The sequence below is a fragment of the Pseudomonas sp. Z4-20 genome, from assembly GCF_051131955.1.
Taxonomy (GTDB): domain Bacteria; phylum Pseudomonadota; class Gammaproteobacteria; order Pseudomonadales; family Pseudomonadaceae; genus Aquipseudomonas; species Aquipseudomonas marvdashtae.
The window spans coordinates 2,309,199-2,332,055 of sequence record NZ_CP071641.1 but is presented as its reverse complement, the minus strand read 5'-3'; the positions used below and the strand labels follow the sequence as shown (position 1 = coordinate 2,332,055).

Below are 22,857 nucleotides of genomic sequence, written 5' to 3'. Positions count from 1 at the left end.
TGAAAAAGGCCATGGTATCTCCGTGGCCTTTTTATTGCCTATGTCTCGTCCTGAATAAGGTTTACACCTTCTGACCTATCCTCAGGAGGAACCAATGGAATCAGGAAAAAGGCGCAGTCAGCGTGACTACACGCTGGGCTTTAAATTGGCGGTCGTCGATCAAGTTGAAAAGGGCGAACTGAGTTATAAAGAGGCTCAACGGCGTTATGGGATTCAGGGTCGGTCGACTGTGTTGGTGTGGTTACGCAAGCATGGACGGCAGGACTGGAGTCAAGGCGCCTCCATCCGTGCCCAGAGGAACCGACCGATGGCCGAGCCAAATTTGCCGCTGACACCAGAGCAGCGAATCAAGGAGCTGGAAGAAAAGCTGGCCCTTGCCAACCAGAAAGCCCAATTTTTTGAAGCTGTCGTTGACGTGCTGAAAAACGATTACGGTGTTTCTGTCGTAAAAAAGCGATCCGGCAAGTCCTCACCCAAGGGCAAATCGAAGGCCTGAGCATTACCAGGGCTTGCCAGTTTCTAGGCATCTCTCGGCAGGCCTACTACAAGCGCAATCGAGCTTACGACGCACAAGCCAGACATACGCAAAGAGTGCTGGGATTTGTATTGGAGACTCGTCTTGAAATGCCCCGGTTGGGCACTCGTAAGCTGCATGGCCTTATGCAAGCCGAACCTGAACTGACGCGAACGGTAGGTCGAGATCGGTTGTTCGCTATCTTGCGAGACCATCGACAACTGGTCCTACGCAAACGCGCTTATCACAAGACTACCGATAGTCATCATCGCTTCCGTCGACATCCGAATCGGCTCAAACCCGGCCCTGACCAAGTCACTGCCACGGGTCCTGAACAGGTATGGGTAGCAGATATAACCTACTTGCCTACCGAACAAAGCGTCGCTTATGTGAGCCTGGTCACTGATGCGTTCTCGCGCAAAATAGTCGGCCATCATGTGCATGAAAGCCTGCATACCGAGTCAGTCATCCAGGCAATGACCAAAGCCCTTCGGCATCGAAGAAGCAATCAGCCGCTGGTACATCACTCTGATCGGGGCTCGCAATACTGTTCTGATCTCTACCAGAGGCTGCATGCCAAGCACGGCATCAAATGCTCGATGACTGATGGCTATGACTGCTACCAGAACGCCCTAGCGGAACGGGTGAATGGGATTCTGAAAACGGAGTTTCTTTTACACCGTCCCAAAGACCTTGCCCAAGCCAAGCGCATGGTCGAGGAGTCGATAGAAATTTATAACCGTAAGCGACCTCATTTGGCTCTGAAATACAAAACGCCCGATGCGGTGCATCGGGCGCTTTGAGATGAAACAGGTGTAAACCTATTTCAGGACTAGACACTACCGGCCTGGTATTGGTTCTTTTTGAGTACCAATCTATGAGCCGATCAGCGCTCTTTCACAGGCAAGAAGGTCAGTAGCATTAGCATATCTTTTCAGAAGTAGCCGTTAATGAGGTGTGCCATGTCCAAGGTTGTCCAATTTCACCGTACTGGTGACGCTGATGTTCTGACCCTCGATGAATTCGCAGTACCGGAGCCGAAAAGCGGCGAGGTTCAGATCGAAGTCAAAGCCATCGGCCTGAACCGTGCTGAAATCATGTACCGCACGGGGCAGTACGTGATCGAGCCCCAGTTCCCGGCGAAGCTGGGCTATGAAGCGGCCGGGATTGTCCGCGCGGTTGGCAGTGACGTCCGCGACGTTGTTCCTGGTGACGTAGTAAGTGTCGTGCCGGCGTTCTCCTTCGCTGATTACGGCATGTATGGTGAGGTGGTCAATGCGCCTGCGCATGCTGTCGTCAAGCATCCGTCCAATCTCAGCTTCGTGGAGGCAGCGGCCAGCTGGATGATGTTTGTCACTGCGTACGGCGCGTTGATTGAGTACGGAAATCTACAGGCTGGTGAAACCGTGCTGATTCCGGCTGCATCGAGCAGTGTCGGGCTGGCAGCGATCCAGATCGCCAATATGCAAGGAGCCATCCCGGTGGCCCTTACCCGCACAAGTGCCAAACGTCAGGCATTGCTGAATGCGGGTGCAAAACATGTCATCGCCACTCAGGAAGAAGATCTGATTGCCGAGGTGGCAGCGATCACTCGTGGCAAAGGTGCGCGTATTGTTTTCGACCCCGTTGGTGGCCCCGAGGCAACCAAACTGATCAAGTCTATGTCCAACACGGGAATCTTCTTCCAATACGGCGCCCTGGATCATCGCGATATCCCGGTTCCAGTCTTTGACATTCTTGGCAAGCATCTGACCGTGCGCGGCTACGAGCTATTCGAAATCACCATGGATATGCAAAAGCTGGCCAATGCCAAGGCGTTCGTTACCAAAGGCTTGGCAGGCGGCCAACTCAAGCCCGTCATCGACCAGGTCTTCCCGCTTACTGACATCGCGGCAGCACACCGCCGAATGGAATCGAATGCGCAAATCGGCAAAATCGTCGTAGTGGTCGACTGAGTAAAATGCTGCGGCAGTCAGTTTGGCTGCCGTACGCCATCGCTGCCTACCCTCAAGCCATGAGGGCTTTTTTTTGGTGCCTAAGAGAGAGGCAGCCCGGCTTCGCTATCATCATGCAGAGTAGGTCTGGCCCGATGCGCAGGTAGATGGAGATTGACGATGAACCTGATTGAAGCCATGCAAATGTTCGTGGCAGTGGTTGAGCATGGCAGCTACACCAAAGCGGCCGAGGCGCTCAATGTACATCGCCCGGCGCTCTCTAAGAACATCCAGAATCTAGAGCGCGAATTGGGCGTGCAGCTGTTACACCGCACCACGCGTAGAGTGAACACCACGCCAGCTGGCGATGAATTCTATGACCGCAGCCGGAAATTACTCGCTGAACTAGCAGACACACTGGACTGGTTTTCGCCGACTCGTCCGCCGCGAGGCAAGCTCAGGATCGACATGCAGACCGTACTCGGTCACGCGGTCATAATCCCGCGACTGCCCGAGTTCCTGGAGCGCTACCCTGGCCTGGAAATATCTTTGGGAGCCACTGACAACCTGAACGACCTTATCGCAGAAGGCATCGATTGTTCCGTGCGGCTCGGTGATCTCGATGATTCGAGCCTGATTGCCAAACGTATCGGCGAGGTAACTTTGGTGACCTGCGCGGCTCCCGCCTACATAAAGAAACATGGTTTACCAGATACGCTGGATGATTTGCAGGCGCACTTGGCAGTCAATTTCATGGTTGAACAGCGCCGCCAGATCATGCCCTGGCGCTTCAGGGCCAACGGTAACGCTATTAATGTGAAGATGCGCAGCGGCATTGTCGTCGATAACGCTGAGGCTTTGCTTTACTGCGCATTGGCGGGGATTGGGATGGTGCAAGGGCTGCGCCCGGCGTTGCAGCGATACATCGAAAGTGGCCGTTTGGTGGAGGTTCTGCCGGATGTTCCAGTCGAGCCGAAGACCGTTTCCGTGTTGTTTCCAGATCGCCGTCATCTCTCACCCAATGTGCGGGTATTCGTCGAGTGGGTAAGTGCGTTGTTCCAAGAAAAACTGCCTTAGCGCGCGGCCCCATCGGTATTGGCTGCTATGAAGCAGTCATTTCCAATTGAATCGTATCCCATTGCAGTTCAACAACAAAAGTGTCCTCCCCTTGGCTCATCAAGCATTGAATAAACATCAACTCACATCGAACGCCTCTCCACCCAACGCCGATACTGACGCGTGCGAAATGCGTAGCCAGTCACGCGGCAGGTAAGGATCGATGGCCAACGCGGTTCCGATGCCCACCATGTCGACACCGCTCTGCACGACGCTCTCGGCAACCGGACATCGACGTATGCCGCCAGTGACCATCACGTATGGGTACCATATGGTGCGGGGTCGAGGTCGATGGAAAATACCCAAGCCTTAACGATGCGTTAGAGGGCGCTCCTAAATTCAAAACTGTGGTCTCACGCATGACAAGCGCATCTGAAAACGACTTTATGGAGCAGTGAAAATCAAATCCACATCTAGCTCATCCGCAGAGTTCAACCAATCCTCGATAAGCTGATACGCCTGACCGTGCATTTCGCCCCCATAACTGCGAAATTACGCTCCACTTGACCACCTGTTTGCATTTAACCTGACCGGTCATTTGCATTCGTTCTGACCAACGAATGCATTCGGTTTTGACCAACACGGCTTGTCACCATGAGTGGCAGAGCGGCCAGAGTGTGTAAAAGCCATTGTTAGCCGCTTCCATCCGGCATGTTTTGCCCTTCTCAGCCCAGGTCAGACATCAGTTGCTCAGATTCAGTATAAAATTACGGCGATCAGCAGGCACGCCGACAGCGCGGGCTAGAGGCTAGAAATCTGGGGGTTGTTTGAAAGGGCAGGGAAACGGATAAAAAAGAGACCGAAGCCTCTTTTTTAACGTATCACAGCGGCTGTTCCTCGCCCGCTGAGAGTAAACCCACGCAGGAGAGCTAGTTCAGAACGACTATTGGAAAACTACTTAAATACCTCGAGAACGCTATTTCCAGTTCGCAGCCAGTACCAAATCTAGTTGTGCAGGTTGATCTATAGTAAGACTCGTTTCAGCTCCCGGTGGCACTCCGAACGATGCCATCTTGTCGACCAGGTTCTGAACCTGACTGTTCAAAAGACCTTTGCCGTCGGCCATTTCGAAGACCTCAATCTGGTTAGCCGTGCCTAGGTACCAATTGTTGACTGTCACTTTATCAGTAGCCCCAGTGACTCGGATTTCCAAGTTCGAACCGCTACGGCTAAACCACAAATCCTGAGGACTTAGGTCTGCTCCGAATGCAACCGTATCAGTCGCGACGTAGCCACCATCGTCGTCTGTAACGACGTCTTTACCATCCCCCAGGTTGAACACGTAGGTGTCGGCGTAGTAACCACCGATCATGGTGTCATTACCGGTACCGCCAACCGAGTGTTTCCCCTGAGGCGGTAGCAACCGTGATGATTTCGTCCCCGGGATCGCCGTAAAGCTGGTTGGCGCCTGCGCCGCCTGACAGGGCGTCGTTGCCGTCCCCACCATGAATGATGTCATTGCCGGACCAACCGGTTAGGGTTTCTACAGTTGCTGTGCCGACTTGGCTCAACCCCGTCGCGGCAATATCCGCAGAAGTCCAGAATGTGCCATCAGCAAACTCCACACGCTCAAGGGCGTTGTGGGTAACCACACCTGCGCTGGTATCGCCTATGAAAAAGGCGTGGTCAGCCTGATCGAAGTGCTGGATGCGGATGAACATCTTCTGGCGGCCTCCGATGCCGGGGCCCAGGCGCAAACCTAGTCGGCTCAAGCCGCCGCGGCCACGTTCAAGGCACTGGGTGGTGGCTGGCAGCGGGAAGCATCAGGTGGGCGTATCGGGTCAAGGACTCTGCAAGAATGATATCGCCGTCGGACGATGGGATAGCTGCCTGAAACTCATATCCCTATACCGTAGAAAGGAAGACCAATACGTTCAGGAACGATTTTTCGGCGGCAATGTACCGCCGCCTGCGTAAGAGCCTGCATCACTCAGAAAAATTTTCAGCAGGTCCATTTAAACGTCGCGTGAAACTCAATAACTGGATAATGCTTTAAAATTCGGTAACCAAACGAAGTGTCAGACCACTTACCCCGGTAGTATTTTCCCCCCAAGCCGAGGTGAGGAACTTGGCCATAAAATTGTATGGTTTACCATCAATTTTGAAATCATAGGCCAGCAATGGACCCACGCTGAGTAACGCAGCGCGATTGCCGCCATTGCCCAAATGCTCGCCATTGAGCGTGTCATCATTAAGCTGCTTATAGGCGGTCCCCGTAATACCGTACTGCCATGATCCACTACGTTGAGTGCCCGCGAAATCCAGGCTTACGACATAGCCCGACTGGTAATCAGTATTAGGGTTTTCAGTATAGTAATTAAAGAAGAGCCTCGCACTTAGCTCTGTAGCGTCCCCTGCCCCTTTGGGTAAAATGCTGGGTATGGTATGTGTGATGCCTACGTTTGGCGAAAGAGTGTAAAAATTAGAACCTACGTTGGGCACTCGGTCCTTCTTGAAATCTCCGGTTGGAATATTCAAGCCAAGTCCGACCCAATACGCTGTGCCATAGGGTATGGGGCTATCAGGTGAGAAATTTTTCGACGGATTAAACAGACTCCAGGCGAACACATCAGAGTAGATGTCTTGAATACCTGAGTCACAGGACACTTTGGAAATACCGAAGCAGGTTTCTAACGCCCCCAGGTAGAGACTGGAAGCGATAGTTCCAGACAAAAAGGTCTGGTTATAGACGTGCAGCAATCCTGTACCAGCAAAGTAGACATGCCCATCCGCATCCATTGATCCCCCGCCGGACGAATACCACTTATCAATATTCATACCGCCCGTGACAGCAGCGCCGTAGTTACCCGGCGGAGGAAGTAATGCGGATCGTATATCGGTTCCTCCGATAGGCCCTGCGGGGGAGATTGATTCTGCGGCATTCACATTTAATGAAATAATCAATATCGCAGCGATGGAAGTAATTTTTGAAATTCGCTTGGCGCAGTACATAAGTGACTCCGGACTATTATTATTAGATGTATACGTAGTCTTGATCGCGCAGGTCACCGAACCGCGAGGCTATCTTGGTATTCGGGCCTGCGAGAGCATTCTTTACCAATAGATTTTTTATGTGGCATCCCATTGGACTTGGAGGGAACGACGAATCGGCAGCAGTGCCAGCGGCAGAAAGTCCGGTGCCTGATCAGGCTTGGTTTGGAGCGACTTCAGACGTTCATAGGCAACGCGCAGGCCAATCGCTCCCTGGAGGCGTCCTAGAGGTGCACCCAGGCAAGTGTGGCGTCCTTTGGTGAAGGCGTAGTGACTCTGCTCATCCAACACTTCGCGATGGATATTGAAAGCCATCGGGTCGACCACACCGGCCGGATCGGTGTTTGCACTCACCAATGCAAGCCACACGAAGTCTCCTTTTTTGATTTTTACCCCAGCCACCTCAGTGTCCCTGGTCGCAACACGCGAAGAGAACGGAGCGGATGGCCTGCGTCGAACCGTTTCTTCGAAGACCTTCGGCCACAGGGAGGGATCACCAAGTGCATCTGCCAGTTGATCAGGGTGCTGAGATAAAAAGGTGATCCCGTTTGCCATCGCTTGGGCAGTGGTGTCTGTTCCCGCCGCAGCAAATTCCGTCAGGTGCATTGAGATTCGCTCTTTGGAAAGCGCATGCGACCCATCAGGCTCGCGCGCGCTCGCCATAATGGAAATGATATCGCTCTCTTCACTTTCCCGTCGCTCGTCAACAAGTTTGCGCAGATGAATTTGTGCCGCTGCGTACCGCTGCCAGACGGTTGAACGTTCCGGTTCAGGTATCGGTTCACGACCACTGGCGAGAACACGGAAATGATCGTCTCGCAGTTGGCGGATGAAACCTTCATGTTCTGGAGGGAGCGCCAAGAGCGCCATCAAGGTTTGAGTGGTCAATTCCAGACAATAGCTCTCCATGAACTCTGCTGCGCCGGCAGGCGCCAGCTTGTCGAGAATTTTGTTGGCACGAGCCTCAATTTCCGGTGCGAGTTTGGCGATATTGGGCTTGAGAAAACCCTTCTGAGCGACTTTGCGAGCAGCCGTATGCTTAGGCGGGTCCATACCGATCATGATCTCGCTCATGAGCTCGGTACTCACGATCGAAGAGTACTCAGCCGGGATTTCAATGAACGCGCCGTTAGACTGGCATGACCACAGCTCCCAATCCATCAGAGCTGCGTCAACATCCGCGCGGCGAGTAATGATCCATGCACCTATGGGCTCATACCAAAATACCGGGGTATTTTCCCTGGCGCCCTGGAACACAGCTGCAGGATCATTCAAATAGAAATTGCTGAAGAGGTCGAACTCTGCCGGTGCGGAGTGATTAAAAGGGCAACGACTCATGGTGGGGCTCCTGCCTTGAGGAAAACTGGAGAGAGGTATTAGATGGCTGCAGCGATAGCCAAGGTTGAAAGGCGCTGAAATCTCAAAAGGTTTTCACTTTCCTCCATGATCCCGGCGGTCAGGCATACGAATGTGACTTGCCGTGCCGGTTCAACCCAGAAAAGCGTGGAGCCAGCCCCGTAGTTTCCGAATGTCCGGGGGCTGGTAGTTGGTCCAAAATAGGACGGATAGAGACCGGATCCTGAAAGTGCAAACCCCAAGCCGAAGTTGGCAGGAGGAACTTCCCAACCCCGTGCTTCCGCCAGCGCTTTATAGAGGTCGCTTGGCTGGTCACCCGTCTGATTGGTCGTTGCGACGTCCATCATCGCCGAGCTTATGATCGTGCCCTCAGCGCCTTTGACGGCAGAGCGCAGCATTTCGGCAAACTTGAACACATCTCTGGCTGTTGATACCGCCCCAACCCAAGGCATCTCAGCCTCACTGTTGATGATGTCGTTCATCACCTCGATATCTGCCACCGAGAGCCAGCCACCATCAGGAAACCTGGCTCTGATCGGGACATACCGATCGCTCCACGCATCAGGAGCCCCCAAAGCGGTACTGGACATTCCCAGGGAATCGAAGAGATTGCTCTGCAGTAGATCTTTGAACCGATTTACGCCACTGGCGCGCCGAACCATTTCAGCCATCAGTACGTGGTTCAGCGTCGGGGAATAATTGAGTGTCACCCCGGGCTCGCCTGTCACATCCAGCTGACAGATTGCATCAACCACGGCATTCATATCGCCCAGTTGGTCGTAGGGAAGCGGGCAAGGCGTCGGAACCAGGCCAGCACGATGAGTGAGCAGATGCCCCAGGTTGATTCTGTCTTTGCGCCCGCTGCGGAATCGATCCCGGCCATAGAACTCGGGAATCAAGTCTACGACCTTGGTGGTCAGTGACAAGATGCCCCTGTCGATGGCCTGAAGCACCATGACATTTGTAAACGCCTTGGTGAGAGAAAACACCCGATAAATATCATCCGGCGTGGAATGTCGACCGCTCTCTTTATCGGCCCAGCCAATCGAGGCTTCATAGCCAATCTGACCATGGCGTGCCAGGATTATATTGGCGCCGTCGTACAGCCCCGACCCGATATCATTCTTGATGGCATCGTCCAGGCGTTGCAAAGCAGCAGGGTCAAAACATTTATTGTTGTTTGGCATGTGACTATTCCTACCCAAGGGTTTGATTACATGTAAATGCCGCCGGATGGGCAGAGCGTTTGCCCCGTGTAATACGCTCCATCGTCGCTGGCGAGGAACAGCAATGTTTGGGCAATTTCCGATGGCTGTGCGGCTCTTGGGATAGGTTGCATTGCGATGATTTTCTCCATGATTTCCGGAGGCTGTGAACTCAGCAGCGGGGTATCGACGGCCCCTGGGGCTACCGCATTGACACGAATGTTGTGAGGCGCCAACTCGCCGGCAGCTGAACGGGTCATGCCAAGGACAGCGGCCTTTGAAGCAGGGTAATAAAGAGGCATGGGCACGCCGACCAAAGCGGCCACGCTCGAGATATTGACTACCGACCCGCCGCCGGCTTTTTTCAGGAGTGGCGCGGCTGCCCTCAGGCAATAAAAAGTACCGGCCAGGTTGACAGCCAGGACTTTAGCGAACTCTTCATCTGTCGTATCTTCGAGAAACGCAGGGAGAAATCGCTCACCTCGAGCAGCTGCTTCAAAAGCGCTGATATTGGCCTTCACCAACTTATCGTTAGCTTCCTTGGTCGGTGCATTGATGCCGGCAGCGTTAATGAGAATATCGAGCTTGCCATATTTTTTATTAACGCTGGAAAACACTGCACTTACTAGTTGACTATTACTCACGTCCAACTCCACGCACTCGATCCGTGGATCTTGAAACTTGTCGATCAACTTTGCCAGGGACAGATCTGTGGCAATTACAGTAGCACCCTCTGATACAAAAAGCTCAACCGTTGCGGCACCAATACCCGATGCGGCACCGGTAACAAAAGCGACTTTTCCTTCAAGTTTCATAGGAACCTCTATAGTTATTTTAATAGCGCAGGTGCGCACAGGCCTGAATTACGCATCTCAATCACGATCCAGCGTCACTTTATTTAAACGTTCAAAAATCTTGCGTTGCCGGCGACAGCCAACAATAGATACGGGGGCGCGATCAAATATCCAGCACGAGCTTTTTCCCACGCGCTCGGGAACAACATGTCAGAATCTGATCATTCGCACTTCTCTCGCTAGCCGAAAGATAAAGGTCACGATGATCCGGCGTGCCTTCCAGCACCCGCACAAGACAGGTTCCACATACACCCTGCTCACAGGAGTAAGGGATTTCAATGTCGTTCTCCATCAGCACCTGCAGGATGCTGCGCTCTGCAGGTACATTCAATACCTGTTGGGTACTGGCAATAGTGATTTCAAAACTTTGATCTAAATTAGTATCAGCGGCCTCGTTGGCAAAATATTCTCTATGCAGCCGGGCCTCTCCCCAGCCTACAGTGCGGGCGGTATCCAGGACGAAGTTCATGAAACCGGTGGGTCCGCAGACGAAGAGATGTTCATCAAGGGTTCGGTTTGCCAGCATCGAGGCCAGGTCCGGTTTGGTATCCGGTTCCGAGTCGAAATACAGGTTGACCCGATCAGAGAAACTGCAATTTTTTAGTTTTTCAGCAAATGCAGCATGTTCCGAGGATCGACTGTAGTAATGTAATTCGAATTTGGCATCTATCTGAGACAGTCTCTCAGCCATGCTAAGTATCGGCGTGATACCTATGCCTCCAGCAAACAACAGCGTCCTTTTCGCCTCATGGCTTAAAGGAAACAAGTTTCGAGGCTGGCTAATCTTTAATTCCTGGCCAATTTGTAACTGGTGCATCGCGCTAGAGCCACCGCGCCCCTCGGGGGCCAGCAAGACGGCAATTTTGTAGCTGTGGTCCGCTTGCGAGCTATTGTACAACGAGTATTGTCGAATCAACCCATTGGGAAGATGGATGTCAATATGGGAGCCTGCGCTGAAAGGTGGCAACGCCTCTCCACCGGCAGACACCAGTTCAAAACTGAAAATATTATGGGCTTCGCACTTACGGTCGGCAATCCTGACACTTATCACGGTCAGATCTCCTGCTATTTCAAAAAGGTGACACCCACCCACAGACAGTAGGCAAATACGCGAATAACGTCACTGAAGGGTTTTATTTAATTAACTGACTTCTGCGGAAATAAGGCGATCTATCACTCGCCGCGATTGAACACCGCCCGAGTCAATATTAAGTTTAAGCAGCGCACGCTCCGGATACAGCAGCAGATTCTTCTGCTGTTGTTCGAGCATATCCAGATCTTCCGAGAAAATTTTCCCCTGACCTTCACGGATTGTATCCGTCAGTTCATTATCGCCTGGTTTGAAATTGCGAGCCATGCCCCAGAAGTACCAAATAGAAGTCTCGGTTTCCGGAGTGATAAAGTCCACCACAATGGAAGAGGCTTTGTGTTCAGGTAACGCATGAACACCACCCTTTCCTTCAAGGGCAACACCCACTTCGATGAGCACGTGACTCGGAGGAGTAAATCGGCAGATCTGCCAGCGATCGACCAGGGCATTTTCATCCAGATCGTTACCCCGAAGCGCCATCTTCCAAAATGGCGGCGCGATGATGCTTTGCATGTGCCGCTCGGTCACAACTTCATTGTCATTGACGGACGTTTTGCAAGGGACCTCATCAATCTCTTTCTGTCCGATGCTGGAGGCGTGAACATAAGTCTCATGGGTCAAATCCATGAGGTTATCAATCATGAGTTTATAGTCACAGGCGATGTGATACAGACCGCCGCCGTAAGCCCACTCTGGATTTTGCGCCCATTCAAGATGATGAATTTCGTCGGCGTTGGCCAACGATTGATCACCTGGCCAGACCCAGATGAAACCGTATCGCTCAACCGCAGCGAACTTTTGAATGCAGGGGAAACCACCGACCCGCTGCCCGGGCATGGAAGCGGTATGCCCATCGCAGCCCATAGCGAGACCGTGATAGCCGCAGACCAGATTACCGTTTTCGACATACCCCAGAGAGAGTGGGGCCCCGCGATGCGGGCAAAAATCTTCCAAGGCGCATACAAGGTCATCAGCGCCACGGAAGAACACCATCTTCTTGCCGCAGACTTGCCTGCCAAGGGGTTTCTCGACCAACTCATCAGGGGTACAAGCGACGTACCACGCGTTCAGTTGAAACATGATTAATCCTCTGATTGGAGTTGTTTTGGGATTGAATTCATGTTGTTTCAGGCAACGTAACTTGTCAATAGACAACTGAGTAGACAGGTGTCTATTTTAGGCGAAATTTTCTACCCGGTGACAAACGGTGTCTCCAGCTAAGGATGCGTTAGAAAATTATCCGCGGATGCGGGAAAGGACGGCCCACCACTGGGCGGCCAGGACGCGACAGAAGGGCTCTACGTCGAGCAGATTGCCGACAACCGAAAAAAACATCACCCTCTCGAACTGAATCATCAAGGCCAATACTGCGCGATGATTATCGTTGAAATGGTTCGCGTTGGACGCTGGATCAAGCTCGCGTGTGAATCGAGTGGCGGCTTCACTGATGCTATCGATCCATCGCTGCGCGACCTTGGGCTCAGTGGCAACAGCCTGCTCCATGGCCTGGTAGTGAAGGCTTTCCCCCTTCCAACTCTCGATGTTGCCCATCAGCCAAACACAGATATCTCTCTCCGTGCCGCAGCACTCTCTGGCAAAAAGGGTATAGCGCTGGAACAGCTCAGTCTGGTTTCGCTCGATCACATCAACGATGATTTCCGCCTTCGTAGCAAAATGCAGATAAAAGGTCGCTCTGCTGGCTCCTGCGGCAGAAGCGATCTCCGTAGCGGATGTCGCCTGATACCCTTTGACCGAGAATGCCTGAAAGGCCGCTTCTACAATTCGATCCCTGGTCATTCTCGCCTGCGCTTCTCGAATGGGCGAAACCACCGTGGCATCTTTACGATCTTTCAACTCAGCCTCCTCAGGTCGTAGCACATGCAGACCTCATCTATCGTCTGCTCTAACGATTGGTATTACTGGCCAGCGTATCACCTGGCGCCACAGCCCGGAAAACTTGCCAACCCGATGGCCTGCTCCAAGCCATCTGAAATCCGTAGGACTGCCCCTGATGGCATCCTAAACAACACTGCGCTAACTCATGATTCACCACACTATCTTTTGATAGGTGATTGCCTGGCCCTGCTGCATGAATCTCCAGTCTGGATAAGAGAAACACTGGACACGGACCGGAGTGCAGACTTTACAACAGTCAGGCAATGTCCTCAGCTGACCCCAGTTTGGCTGGAGGTCGCCCCGCCATCTCCATGCTCCGGTCCACCCAGCATCGACGCGTAACACCTCAAAATCCGAGGTGAATACCTTTTTTGCGGAGAGATGGATGCAACCATTTGTTTTCAATGCCCTGCCCGGGCGAGTGATTTTTGGATCAGGCACTTTGAGCCAGGTTGGGGACGAGATCCGGGGCCTGGGATGTGCTCGCGCGCTGTTGCTCAGTACGCCTGAGCAACAGACGCAAGCCGAACACTTGGCCGCGCAGTTGGGTGATCTGGCTGTTGGTGTCTATGCGAATGCGACGATGCACACGCCTACTGATGTCACACTCCACGCCCTGCAAATTTTTCGAGAGGCCGAGGCGGATTGCGTCGTAGCGCTGGGTGGCGGCTCCACAATCGGACTTGCAAAAGCCATTGCGCTGCACACTGATGTGCCGCAAATCGTAATTCCGACAACCTACGCCGGATCAGAAGCCACGCCTATTATTGGTCACACTGAAAACGGTATTAAAACCACTCAGAAGACCCTGAAGGTCCTGCCTGAAGTCATCGTGTATGACGTCGATCTAACCCTCGGACTACCGGCTGAGATGACCGTCACCAGTGGGCTCAACGCAATCGCCCATGCTGTGGAAGCGCTGTACGCGAAAGACGCCAATCCGCTGATCTCGATGCTTGCAGAACAGGGCATTGCAGCGATTGCCCGGGCTCTGCCGCGCATCATCAAGAATCCGCAAGACCGAGAGGCGCGCTCGGACGCTTTGTATGGCGCGTGGGCGTGCGGCGTATGTCTTGGTGCGGTCGGAATGTCCATTCACCACAAGTTGTGCCATACGCTGGGCGGTACCTTCAACCTTCCGCATGCCCAAACTCACACAGCAGTGCTGCCCCATGCAACCGCCTACAACTTTGACGCCGCGCCGGCGGCCATGGCTCGAATTGCAGCCGCACTGGGTGTCGATAACGCACCTCGCGGATTGTTCGATTTAGCCAAAAGCCTTGGGGTTCCCACCAGCCTTGCCGAGCTGGGATTGAAGCAATCCGACCTTGCAAAAGCGACCGATATTGCCTGCGCGTCGCCCTATTGGAATCCACGTGCAATTGAGCCGAAAGCAATTGGCGAATTGCTGGCCAACGCCTGGGCCGGTACTCGGCCGTAATCGGCAACTCGATAATTCAACTCGCTCGTGAAGAACGAAAAAGGAGACGACATGGAACTCAATCCCCATATTTTGCGCCATCACCACATCACCCTGAACGTGGGTAGTGCTCAGGATGACTACGACTTTCATACAAAAGTGTTGGGTTTGAAGAGCGTCAAGAAAACCGGCCTCTACGACGGTAACGATCCGATCTACCACTTCTACTACGGAAACGATATCGGCGAGGAGAGTACGTTGGTGACATGCTTTCCGATGCGCCAATCCGGTCGAAAGGGACGCTCGGGAAGTGGACAAATCAAGACCCTCGCGCTTTCCGTTCCGGTGTCATCGCTTGTGTTTTGGGCAAAACATCTGGAAAGCCACGGTTTCAAACCCGAGTATCAGGAGCGTTTCGGAGAGAACCTTCTTCATTTCGCCCACCCCTGTGGAATTTGTTACGAGCTGGTAGGTATTGCAGATGATGATCGCAAGCCCTATTCAAATGGTGTTGTGCCTTCCGGGTTCGGCATTCGTGGAACGCACGGCATTACGGTGTCTGTGCGAGACCTGGAGAACTCTTCGGAATTCATGCACTACGGATGGAACGGCACCAGGACCAATACGGACGGACGGTTCACCCGCTTTGAAGTAGGCAACGGCGGCAGCGGTGCGGTCATCGATTATCAACTTGAACCGGACCTGCCCCAAGGTTCATGGGCATACGGGGAAGGTACTGTTCACCACTGCGCGTTCGAGGTGGCGGACCTCGACGTGCAACGCAACGTTAAGTTGCATCTGGAAGGCCTCGGTTACACCGATGTCTCTGACCGCAAAGACCGTGGTTACTTCGACTCCGTCTATGTCCGCACACCCAGCGGAGCATTGTTCGAAGCGACTGTTTCCAAGCCCGCCGGATTCACCGTTGACGAGCCCTTCGAGTCGCTCGGTAAATCCATCCAGATCCCTCCCCAACTAGGGGCCAGGGCACAAGAGATCATCGCTTACCTCGAACCACTGAAATATTGATAGAGGTGGGAGACATGAGCGCAAACCCACACTTGGCATTACCCGTCCATTGCTCAGGTCCAGCGCCTGAGAGCGTTGGCTGGGTGGCGATATTCATCCACGGCAGAACGCAGTCATCCAGCGACATGCTGACTATCGCTAGTCGACTGAACCTTTCGGAAATGCCATGTATCGCGCTGGATGCCGCGGATAATTCCTGGTACCCCAACCCGTTCATGGAGCCTCTGGCGAATAACCAACCACGTCTGGACTTCGCTCTGGAGCGACTCGATCAGTTGCTGAGCGAGTTCAATGAACGCGGGATTGCAAACGAAAACATCGCGATCGTCGGCTTCTCGCAAGGCGCCTGTCTGGCGTGCGAGTACGTCTTCAGGAAACAGCAACGCTTCGCCGCATTGGTGGCGTACACCGGCGGACTGATCGGACCGGAGGAAACCCGTTGGGAAACAACCGGTTGCCTTGAAGGAATGCCTGTATTGCTCAGCAATGGAGATCAAGATCCCTGGGTCCCTTTAGACCGCACCAGGCAAACGTTGGCAGTCTTCAATGCCATGGGCGCCAACGCCGAACTGAAGGTTTACCCCGGGCGAAGTCATGAAGTCTGCGACGACGAAATCATGATCAGCAGGACATTGCTGAGAAGTGCGATGCGACTTGCAACGAAACAGCCTGAATCAGCCCAGTCGCCAGATCGCATGCCCTGGCCATGACCTCGCTCACTCCGTGTCCGTTGCCGTGTGGCAAACCGGAACAGGAGCACACAGGCGACTCATCCCCTGAACAGTTGCTTCACCACTGGTAAAGAGAGCATCAACTATGAACATAGGTTTTATCGGACTCGGCACCATGGGTGAGCCCATGGCCACGCGTCTTGTCCAAGCCGGATTAGCCTTGACGGTGTTTGACCTGAATAACGACGCGGTAAATCGCCTGACCACACTCGGAGCGCAGCGTGCCGAGTCAGCGGCGGATGTGGCGAGTAAGGCCGAAATCGTATTTGTAAGCCTGCCCACCCCCGAAATCGTTGAGAAAGTCGCATTGGGTGAAAATGGCGTAGTCGAAGGCAAAAAAGTACGTGTCTATATCGACTTGTCGACCACTGGCCCACGGGTCGCCAAGGAGGTAGCCAATCAACTTGCAGCGCACAAAATCATCGCCCTTGATTGCCCTGTCAGTGGCGGCGCTGCGGGTGCGGCAAAGGGCACGCTGGCTCTAATGGTCTCCGGCCCCGGCGCGGCATTTGATGAAATCGCCCAGACGCTCCATCTGCTCGGTAAAGCGATTTACTGCGGAGAAGGTGCGGGTTTGGGGCAGACGATGAAACTCGTCAACAATCTGGTTTCGGTCACTGCGCTGGCGGTTTCTTCCGAAGCACTGGTGATGGGCGTCAAAGCCGGGTTAGCCCCTCAAGTAATGCTGGATGTCTTCAATGCTGGCAGTGGCCGTAATAGCGCCACTGTCGACAAGCTTCCTCGAGCGGTGCTGCCGCGCACCTTCGACTTCGGTTTCACGACTGCTCTGTCTTTGAAAGACACACGTTTGTGCCTGGATGAAGCTGAAGCGATGGGTATTCCAATGCCGGTCGGCAGTGCCGTTCGCCAAATGCTCAATATGACTCGCGCTGCCTACGGTGACAGTTCCGACTTTACCCGAATGGTCTGCGTGCTCGAGCAATGGGCCGGGATCGAAGTGCCTAAGGTTTCCGCAGTCTGACTATACGGAGAGATGACGATGAGTAACGAAACGTTCGAGAAAGGCTTTGCCAATCGCAAGGCGGTACTGGGTGCTGCACACGTTGAAAAGTCGTGGGCCAGCGCTGACGAATTCAACAAGCCGATGCAGGAACTGGTGACCAGGTATTGCTGGGGCGAAGTATGGGGCGACGACACGCTGTCGTTCAAGACTCGAAGCATCGTAAACCTTGCAGCGTTGACTGCGATGAGCCAACACCACGAGCTGTCCGTACACGTCAAAGGTGCTTTGACCAATGGCGTGACCAAAGAAGAAATTCGTGCAGTGCTGATGCAGGCTGCCATCTATTGTGGCGTGCCACTGGCTTTGGCCGCCTTTCGTGTAGCCAGCGAAGCGATCGCCGCGTGGGATGCACAAAACTCCTGACAGCTGATACTCCCGTCGAAGCCATGCATTGCCTGACGGGATTTCGACTCCTCAACATTGCAGCACTCAGCGAGCACTTCCACTGCGTGCTCGCGACTCTAACCATAACCATTATCCGGCTGAAGCAGGCGTCCGCGAAACGCAGAACACTATCGCCAAAACGCGGAGCAAACCATCTGCTCTGCAGCCGAGGTCAAAATGATGCGCCCACTGCCTGAGTACGAAATATTTGCCGTGCGCTATGCACATCTCGAGCGCTCGCGCCGCGACAACTTTATAGCTCCAGATCCACACGATGGTCCGATGCCCATGGACTATTTCGTTTGGGTAATTCGCGGCTCGTCCAATCACTACCTGGTGGACACCGGCTTTAATCAGGCTGCGGCTGATGCTCGCGGGCGAACGCTGCTGCGCTGCCCAATTCAGGCATTACAGCTACTGGGTTTAACTCCCGAAGACATACGCGAAGTCATCCTTACCCACATGCATTACGATCATGCCGGCAACGTGGATTTGCTACCGAACGCCCGGTTCCATCTCCAGGAATCGGAGCTGCACTACGCGACAGGCCGTTACATGCGCTACTCCCCCCTACGTCACCCTTTCAATGTGAATGATGTGATCAATATCGTACGGGGCGTCTACCAACAACGTGTCGTCTTTCATCAGGGCAGCACAATACTCACTCCGGGCGTTGAGCTGATCCACATTGGTGGTCATACCCAGGGACTGCAGGCCGTGCGGGTCCATACGTCGCGCGGCTGGGTGGTCCTGGCCTCGGATGCGAGTCACTACTACGACAATATGATCGAAGAATCGCCATTCCCTGTGGTGTTCCACGTAGGCGACATGCTCGATGGATATCAAAAAATACTCTCCCTGGCCGACTCGCCGGATCACGTGATCCCAGGACACGATCCAATGGTGCGCAGGTACTTCCCCTTTGAGGGCGACCCGACCAACGACATTGTTGCTTTACACAAAGCCCCCCAAATCGAGCGACGCTGAGGGTCGCAGGACAATGTCTGCGTGATAGTATCGAGGCGCTACCCTGCCCCTTGGCCTCCGTATACAGACCATTTCTACAAGAGGTCGAACACATCGACCCGTACTTTTTGGAGGCTTGCTGCGTATGCGCGGTGATAAGCATAAGTTCCTTCGGGAACCCCAGGATTCTTTAAACATCGCTCTGCTCAGTTCGAAGTTGCACCCTCCCAGCTTCGCTCAACTCATCCCGCGGCCACACCTCCAGAACCGTCTGATGGAGGCGATCGACACCCCGCTGATCCTGCTGCAATCCCCACCAGGTTATGGCAAGACTTGCGTACTTGCGCAGTACTGCGAGAGTTTACGCGCGCAGGGTAAACGCGTTGCCTGGTTAGCTATCGACAGCTCCGAGCGTGAACTCTCGGTTTTCACCGCGTATCTCAAGGCGATGATTGAGCTGGCAGGCCAACCCCGAGCACTATCAGGGCAGTTGACCCGAGTTGGCGACACGGGGTTGATGGATGCTCTCAACGCTTTGCTCGCCTTATTGGATGGGCACCTGGCGACGCCTCTCTATCTGATTTTTGATGACGTTCATCAACTCGCGGGCAGCGATTCCGTCCGGGTCCTTTCCATGCTAATTGAGCGAGCGCCCGCCAACCTCCATTTTGCTCTCAGTTTCCGCGGTGAACCCTGCCTGTCGGTAGCGCGACTTCGAATGCACGGCAAGGTATTCGACCTCGGCGTACGCGATCTCTATCTGACAGACATGGAAACCAGCGCACTACTGGAATTGCATGGCGTTCAAGGAATCGATCAACGCCAGCTTCATACGCTGGGCAGGCGCCTCGAAGGTTGGACCGGCGGCCTGGTTTTGAGCGCCATCCAACTCCGTCGCGATCCGGAGTTGATCCACAACCTCACCCACTTCTCCGGCGACAGACGACAGTTCGCCGAGTTTTTTCTTCAGGACGTATTCAATCGACAGTCTGCAGTCATTCGAACGTTTCTCTTGCGCACCTCTGTGGTGGAGCGATTGTGCGCCCCGCTATGCCATCTACTGACAGGAATTGAGCACAGTCAAGAATTGCTGCGCGAATGCGAAGGTCTTGGCTTGTTCCTGACCCCCATAGACGACCAGCAATCCTGGTATCGCTATCACCCACTGTTCGCTGAATTCCTGAGGAGGGAATTACGCGAACAGGACGGCGGACTGCTCCTGTCCCTGCACGCCCGCGCCAGCGACTGGTTTTCCGAGCAAGGCGATCACCTGGAGGCCTTCAATCAAGCCTTCGCTGCGAGAGAAATGCACCGTGCAGCAGAAATCATGGACACCCATTGTCAGGACATTTTTGCGACCCAGGAGTATGCCTGGCAAATGGTGGATAAACTGCCGAGAGAGATCATCGGGCGCTTCCCCTACATCCTTCTCGCGCAGGTTTGGCAGCTTGAAATGCTCTGGCAATTTGAGACCTGCGCAGAACTGATGGAGAAGGCTCGTCAGCGCATCAATCAGTTAGAACGCGACAAATTGCTACCGGAAGAGAAGCTGCGTTCGCTCAATTACTTACTTCAACACCGTGAGTTGATGCGGGCACTGATGAGTGACGACCTGTCCACTGTGCAAGTGCGTGCCCAGGCCCTGCTTGAGTCTTACGACGACGCCCATCCCGTAGTACGGGCCAGCCTTTACACGGCGCTGATCAGTGCTCAGCGCGAACATTACAAACTGGGCGATGTGGAGCGCTTAAATGCTTTGGCTACGGAGCACCTGAAGCGCTTGCCCAACGACCTGGGCCAAGTATTTCACAACGCGGTTGTCGGCCCCTCAAGACTGATGGTTGGCCGAACACACGCAGCGATCCAGGCACTCAATAACGCTCTCAGAACCGCAGAACACCTTGCCGGCAAGAGCTCACCCCTGGCGGCGATGGTCGCTGTGCTGCTGGCCAAAGTTCACTACGAGCGCGATGAATTGGAACAGTCAGCAAGTTTGCTGGACCACTACCTTCCTCAAGCAACATTTATCGGCTACGTCGATCAGGCAATTGCCGGTTGGTTGACCCGCGCTCGTCTTTTGATGATTGAAGGCAATCAAGCCGCTGCATTCTCCACGCTGGATGAGGCGGATGTGTTTGCGACTGAGCATAACTTCGAACGCCTGCGACTGTTCACCTTGGCCGAGCGCCTGAAGTGGTTACTGCGCCGGGGAGATACCGACGAAGTCATCCGCCTTGGTCGGCGCAATGGACTACGATGCCCAATCAATGACGTCTCGCCCAGCACACGAGCAAATACTCGTGACGAAGCGCGCGCCATAGCGTGGATCAGAATTGCGCAGGCCGAAGATCGCTTACCAGAGGCATTGAACCTGGCAAAGCTTTGGCACCGGTATCTTGAAAATGTCGACGCGATACGAAACATGATTCGCTGGGGTTTACTGATCACCCACCTTTCGGTGCTGTCCGGAGACCATAGGGCAGCTCAGCGCATGTTACGCAGAACGATATTGCAAGCAGCCCCTTGCGGTTTCATCCGCGTATTCCTTGATGAAGGACCGTGGCTGGAAAGCCTGCTTCGAGAACAACTGAAAAATGCGGTATTGAGTAAGGAACCTGCCGATGCCTTTGCGACTGACTTGCTGAGTCGTATGCAAGGATCCGAGGGCGTCACCCTCAAGCCAAGCCTCGACACGAGCGAACCCTCGCCCATCCTTGGAGCGCTGAATAGCCGCGAGATCGATATTCTGGAAATGGTCGCCATGGGCCTGCTCAATCGGGAGATCGGCGGCAAATTAGGGATGACCGAAGGCTCGGTGAAATGGTACCTCCAACAGATATACGACAAGATCGGCGTCCGTCGTCGCACGCAGGCCGCTGATCGGGCGCGCCAACTCGGCATATTGCGCTGATAACGGTGAAGATTAACGATCGGTTATCAAGCATCCTGCCCGTCCTGGACGGATATCGAGCAGTCCCCTCCACCTGCTGCGCAGGGGACAGCCCGGATAGGTCAGGTGAAGTCAGTGTGTCTCTTGCGAGAAGACAATCCCACCATGAGCGCCGAGCTTTGGGGTAGTCCCGGTTTCATCGGCTTTCAGATATACCTCGTTCCAATCGGCGCGATAATCACGACCAGCAAGGTTGAAGACCGAGGTCAACGCTTGGCGTCGCAGGTCGCGATCGTTCACCAGCGTGAAAAAGTTGTCCTCATCCTCCTGACGTTTGACTGGATTCTTTTCCTGCGTGCGGCGTTTCATCTCAATCGCTGTAGGGTTGGCGATCTCGAGGAAACAGCGGCGACGCTCATAGGCGTACCAATCCAGCGCGTCATCGGCATACTTTTCATTGATGACCCCACCCAGGCACTTGCTCAACATGTCGGCGTCTTGAATGCCACTGGTGAACCCCAGGCCACCTATAGGGTTAGTCGCATGGGCAGCATCACCTGCAAGCAACACACGACCTTGGCGATAGGTACTGGCGGAGCGCTGGTGGACTCGGTACGAATTAGCCATTAGTAGTTCGTACGGTTGCTCCGGGTCCGGGAAAAATTGTTGGATACGCTCGGGGATTCGAGCAAGACGTTCCTCCTCGGACAATTCGCCAGCTTCGCCATATGCAATTCGCCACTGATGGTTATTGTCGATCTTGGCAATCACCGCCCAGTTATCACCGTTCGCAAGCATTGTGGAGGGTGCGTAGCCGTGCTTGTCAAAGTCATAGATGACATTGGTTGCCATGAAGACTTCGTCCCAGGTGAACCCCTCAAATGCGATATCCAATTCTTTCCGGACACTCGAGCGGGCACCATCGGCGCCAATTAACCAGTCTGCTTCAAGCGTGCGCGGCCCTTCGGCAGTCAGCACGGAAACCATAACCTGCTCATCACTTTCCAGCACAGTATCGAAAACGGTATCCCATAAAAGGGCAGTGCCAGGCAGTTTCAGGAATGCTTCCAACACAATCTCGGCCAGCAGATCCTGCCCAAAATGCAGGTTATAGGCATAAGGAGTGAGGTCTTCAACATCGCGAAAATTGAGGCGACCAACAGTGCCCGACATCATAAAACGCAGGTTGTATTCATAACCCCACGCCGCGACTTTCTGAGCGGATTCAAGCAAACCAAGCTCATCCAGCACCTTCAACGTAGATGACAGATACACCATCGCCCGGGGCCAACGCAGGATATCTCGCTCTCGGTCGATAACGGTGACTTGCGCGCCCTGACGGGCCAGCCCCAGCGCCGTGATTAAACCTGTCGGTCCTGCGCCGACGATAATGACTCGTTTACCTGTGGCCATCTAAAACTCCGGTTCGTTGTTCCTTGTGGACAGCGCAGAGCAGT

At 53.9% G+C, this 22,857-nt stretch carries 20 protein-coding genes and 2 pseudogenes; 11 read left to right on the top strand and 11 right to left on the bottom strand.

The window, feature by feature from the left end:
* Positions 1-94: 94 nt before the first annotated feature.
* From J3P82_RS10905 to J3P82_RS10895, 3 genes are all read left to right on the top strand, one after another.
* Positions 95-1,317, top strand: a protein-coding gene (locus J3P82_RS10905) for an IS3 family transposase (protein WP_434557930.1) whose coding sequence is annotated in 2 segments (ribosomal slippage) — positions 95-446 and positions 446-1,317 — 1,224 coding nt in all. Because the reading frame shifts where the segments join, the coding sequence is not laid out codon by codon here.
* Positions 1,318-1,476: 159 nt separating this feature from the next.
* Positions 1,477-2,469 carry a zinc-dependent alcohol dehydrogenase family protein gene (locus tag J3P82_RS10900; protein WP_434562979.1) on the top strand — a complete coding sequence of 331 codons (993 nt, stop codon included), beginning with the start codon at positions 1,477-1,479 and terminating at the stop codon, positions 2,467-2,469.
* A gap of 159 nt (positions 2,470-2,628) precedes the next feature.
* Positions 2,629-3,525, top strand: a complete 897-nt coding sequence (locus J3P82_RS10895; RefSeq protein WP_434562977.1) for a LysR family transcriptional regulator — start codon at positions 2,629-2,631, stop codon at positions 3,523-3,525.
* Between the two features lie 177 nt (positions 3,526-3,702).
* Here J3P82_RS10895 and J3P82_RS10890 read toward each other — a convergent pair.
* From J3P82_RS10890 to J3P82_RS10880, 3 genes and pseudogenes are all read right to left on the bottom strand, one after another.
* Positions 3,703-3,822: pseudogene (locus tag J3P82_RS10890) on the bottom strand (hypothetical protein); the annotation flags it as partial.
* Between the two features lie 658 nt (positions 3,823-4,480).
* Complete coding sequence (locus tag J3P82_RS10885; protein WP_434562975.1) at positions 4,481-4,876, bottom strand: calcium-binding protein; 396 nt, start codon at positions 4,874-4,876, stop codon at positions 4,481-4,483.
* Positions 4,877-4,883: 7 nt separating this feature from the next.
* Positions 4,884-5,225, bottom strand: coding sequence for a calcium-binding protein (locus J3P82_RS10880; RefSeq protein WP_434562973.1), 342 nt, complete (start codon positions 5,223-5,225; stop codon positions 4,884-4,886).
* Here J3P82_RS10880 and J3P82_RS10875 point away from each other — a divergent pair.
* A pseudogene (locus J3P82_RS10875) lies at positions 5,172-5,366 on the top strand (TolC family protein); the annotation flags it as partial. The gene J3P82_RS10880 and the pseudogene J3P82_RS10875 overlap by 54 nt on opposite strands.
* 190 nt (positions 5,367-5,556) lie before the next feature.
* On the opposite strand, the gene J3P82_RS10870 reads toward J3P82_RS10875, so the two are convergent.
* The 7 genes from J3P82_RS10870 to J3P82_RS10840 form a co-directional block, all read right to left on the bottom strand.
* Positions 5,557-6,516, bottom strand: a complete 960-nt coding sequence (locus J3P82_RS10870) for a SphA family protein (RefSeq protein WP_434562971.1) — start codon at positions 6,514-6,516, stop codon at positions 5,557-5,559.
* 117 nt (positions 6,517-6,633) lie between these two features.
* Complete coding sequence (locus J3P82_RS10865) at positions 6,634-7,893, bottom strand: cytochrome P450 (RefSeq protein ID WP_434562969.1); 1,260 nt, start codon at positions 7,891-7,893, stop codon at positions 6,634-6,636.
* A 38-nt stretch (positions 7,894-7,931) separates the two neighbouring features.
* Positions 7,932-9,098, bottom strand: a complete 1,167-nt coding sequence (locus J3P82_RS10860) for a serine hydrolase domain-containing protein (protein WP_434562967.1) — start codon at positions 9,096-9,098, stop codon at positions 7,932-7,934.
* A 26-nt stretch (positions 9,099-9,124) separates the two neighbouring features.
* Positions 9,125-9,931, bottom strand: a complete 807-nt coding sequence (locus J3P82_RS10855; RefSeq protein ID WP_434562965.1) for an SDR family NAD(P)-dependent oxidoreductase — start codon at positions 9,929-9,931, stop codon at positions 9,125-9,127.
* Between the two features lie 142 nt (positions 9,932-10,073).
* The gene (locus J3P82_RS10850; RefSeq protein ID WP_434562963.1) at positions 10,074-11,021 is read right to left on the bottom strand and encodes a PDR/VanB family oxidoreductase; all 948 of its coding nucleotides are present in this window, start codon (positions 11,019-11,021) and stop codon (positions 10,074-10,076) included.
* Between the two features lie 90 nt (positions 11,022-11,111).
* A complete protein-coding gene (locus J3P82_RS10845) occupies positions 11,112-12,140 on the bottom strand; it encodes a Rieske 2Fe-2S domain-containing protein (RefSeq protein WP_434562961.1) in 1,029 nt (342 codons plus the stop codon).
* A gap of 156 nt (positions 12,141-12,296) precedes the next feature.
* Entirely contained in the window at positions 12,297-12,914 is a 618-nt protein-coding gene (locus J3P82_RS10840; protein ID WP_434562959.1) for a TetR/AcrR family transcriptional regulator, read from the bottom strand.
* Positions 12,915-13,341: 427 nt separating this feature from the next.
* Here J3P82_RS10840 and J3P82_RS10835 point away from each other — a divergent pair, with 427 nt between their 5' ends.
* The 7 genes from J3P82_RS10835 to J3P82_RS10805 all read left to right on the top strand — a co-directional run bounded on the left by J3P82_RS10835 (position 13,342) and on the right by J3P82_RS10805 (position 21,421).
* Complete coding sequence (locus J3P82_RS10835) at positions 13,342-14,397, top strand: maleylacetate reductase (protein WP_434562957.1); 1,056 nt, start codon at positions 13,342-13,344, stop codon at positions 14,395-14,397.
* Between the two features lie 51 nt (positions 14,398-14,448).
* The gene (locus tag J3P82_RS10830) at positions 14,449-15,405 is read left to right on the top strand and encodes a VOC family protein (RefSeq protein ID WP_434562956.1); all 957 of its coding nucleotides are present in this window, start codon (positions 14,449-14,451) and stop codon (positions 15,403-15,405) included.
* 14 nt (positions 15,406-15,419) lie between these two features.
* Positions 15,420-16,115, top strand: coding sequence for an alpha/beta hydrolase (locus J3P82_RS10825; RefSeq protein ID WP_434562954.1), 696 nt, complete (start codon positions 15,420-15,422; stop codon positions 16,113-16,115).
* Positions 16,116-16,221: 106 nt separating this feature from the next.
* On the top strand, positions 16,222-17,118 hold the full coding sequence (locus tag J3P82_RS10820) for an NAD(P)-dependent oxidoreductase (protein WP_434562952.1): 897 nt from the start codon (positions 16,222-16,224) through the stop codon (positions 17,116-17,118).
* Positions 17,119-17,136: 18 nt separating this feature from the next.
* Positions 17,137-17,523: a carboxymuconolactone decarboxylase family protein gene (locus J3P82_RS10815; RefSeq protein WP_434562950.1), complete on the top strand. Its 387-nt coding sequence runs from the start codon at positions 17,137-17,139 to the stop codon at positions 17,521-17,523.
* Between the two features lie 198 nt (positions 17,524-17,721).
* A complete protein-coding gene (locus J3P82_RS10810) occupies positions 17,722-18,531 on the top strand; it encodes an N-acyl homoserine lactonase family protein (RefSeq protein WP_434562948.1) in 810 nt (269 codons plus the stop codon).
* 253 nt (positions 18,532-18,784) lie between these two features.
* Entirely contained in the window at positions 18,785-21,421 is a 2,637-nt protein-coding gene (locus tag J3P82_RS10805; protein ID WP_434562946.1) for a LuxR C-terminal-related transcriptional regulator, read from the top strand.
* Positions 21,422-21,532: 111 nt separating this feature from the next.
* Here the strand turns inward: J3P82_RS10805 and J3P82_RS10800 are convergent, their stop codons facing one another.
* Positions 21,533-22,813: an FAD-dependent oxidoreductase gene (locus J3P82_RS10800; protein WP_434562944.1), complete on the bottom strand. Its 1,281-nt coding sequence runs from the start codon at positions 22,811-22,813 to the stop codon at positions 21,533-21,535.
* Positions 22,814-22,857: the final 44 nt, after the last annotated feature.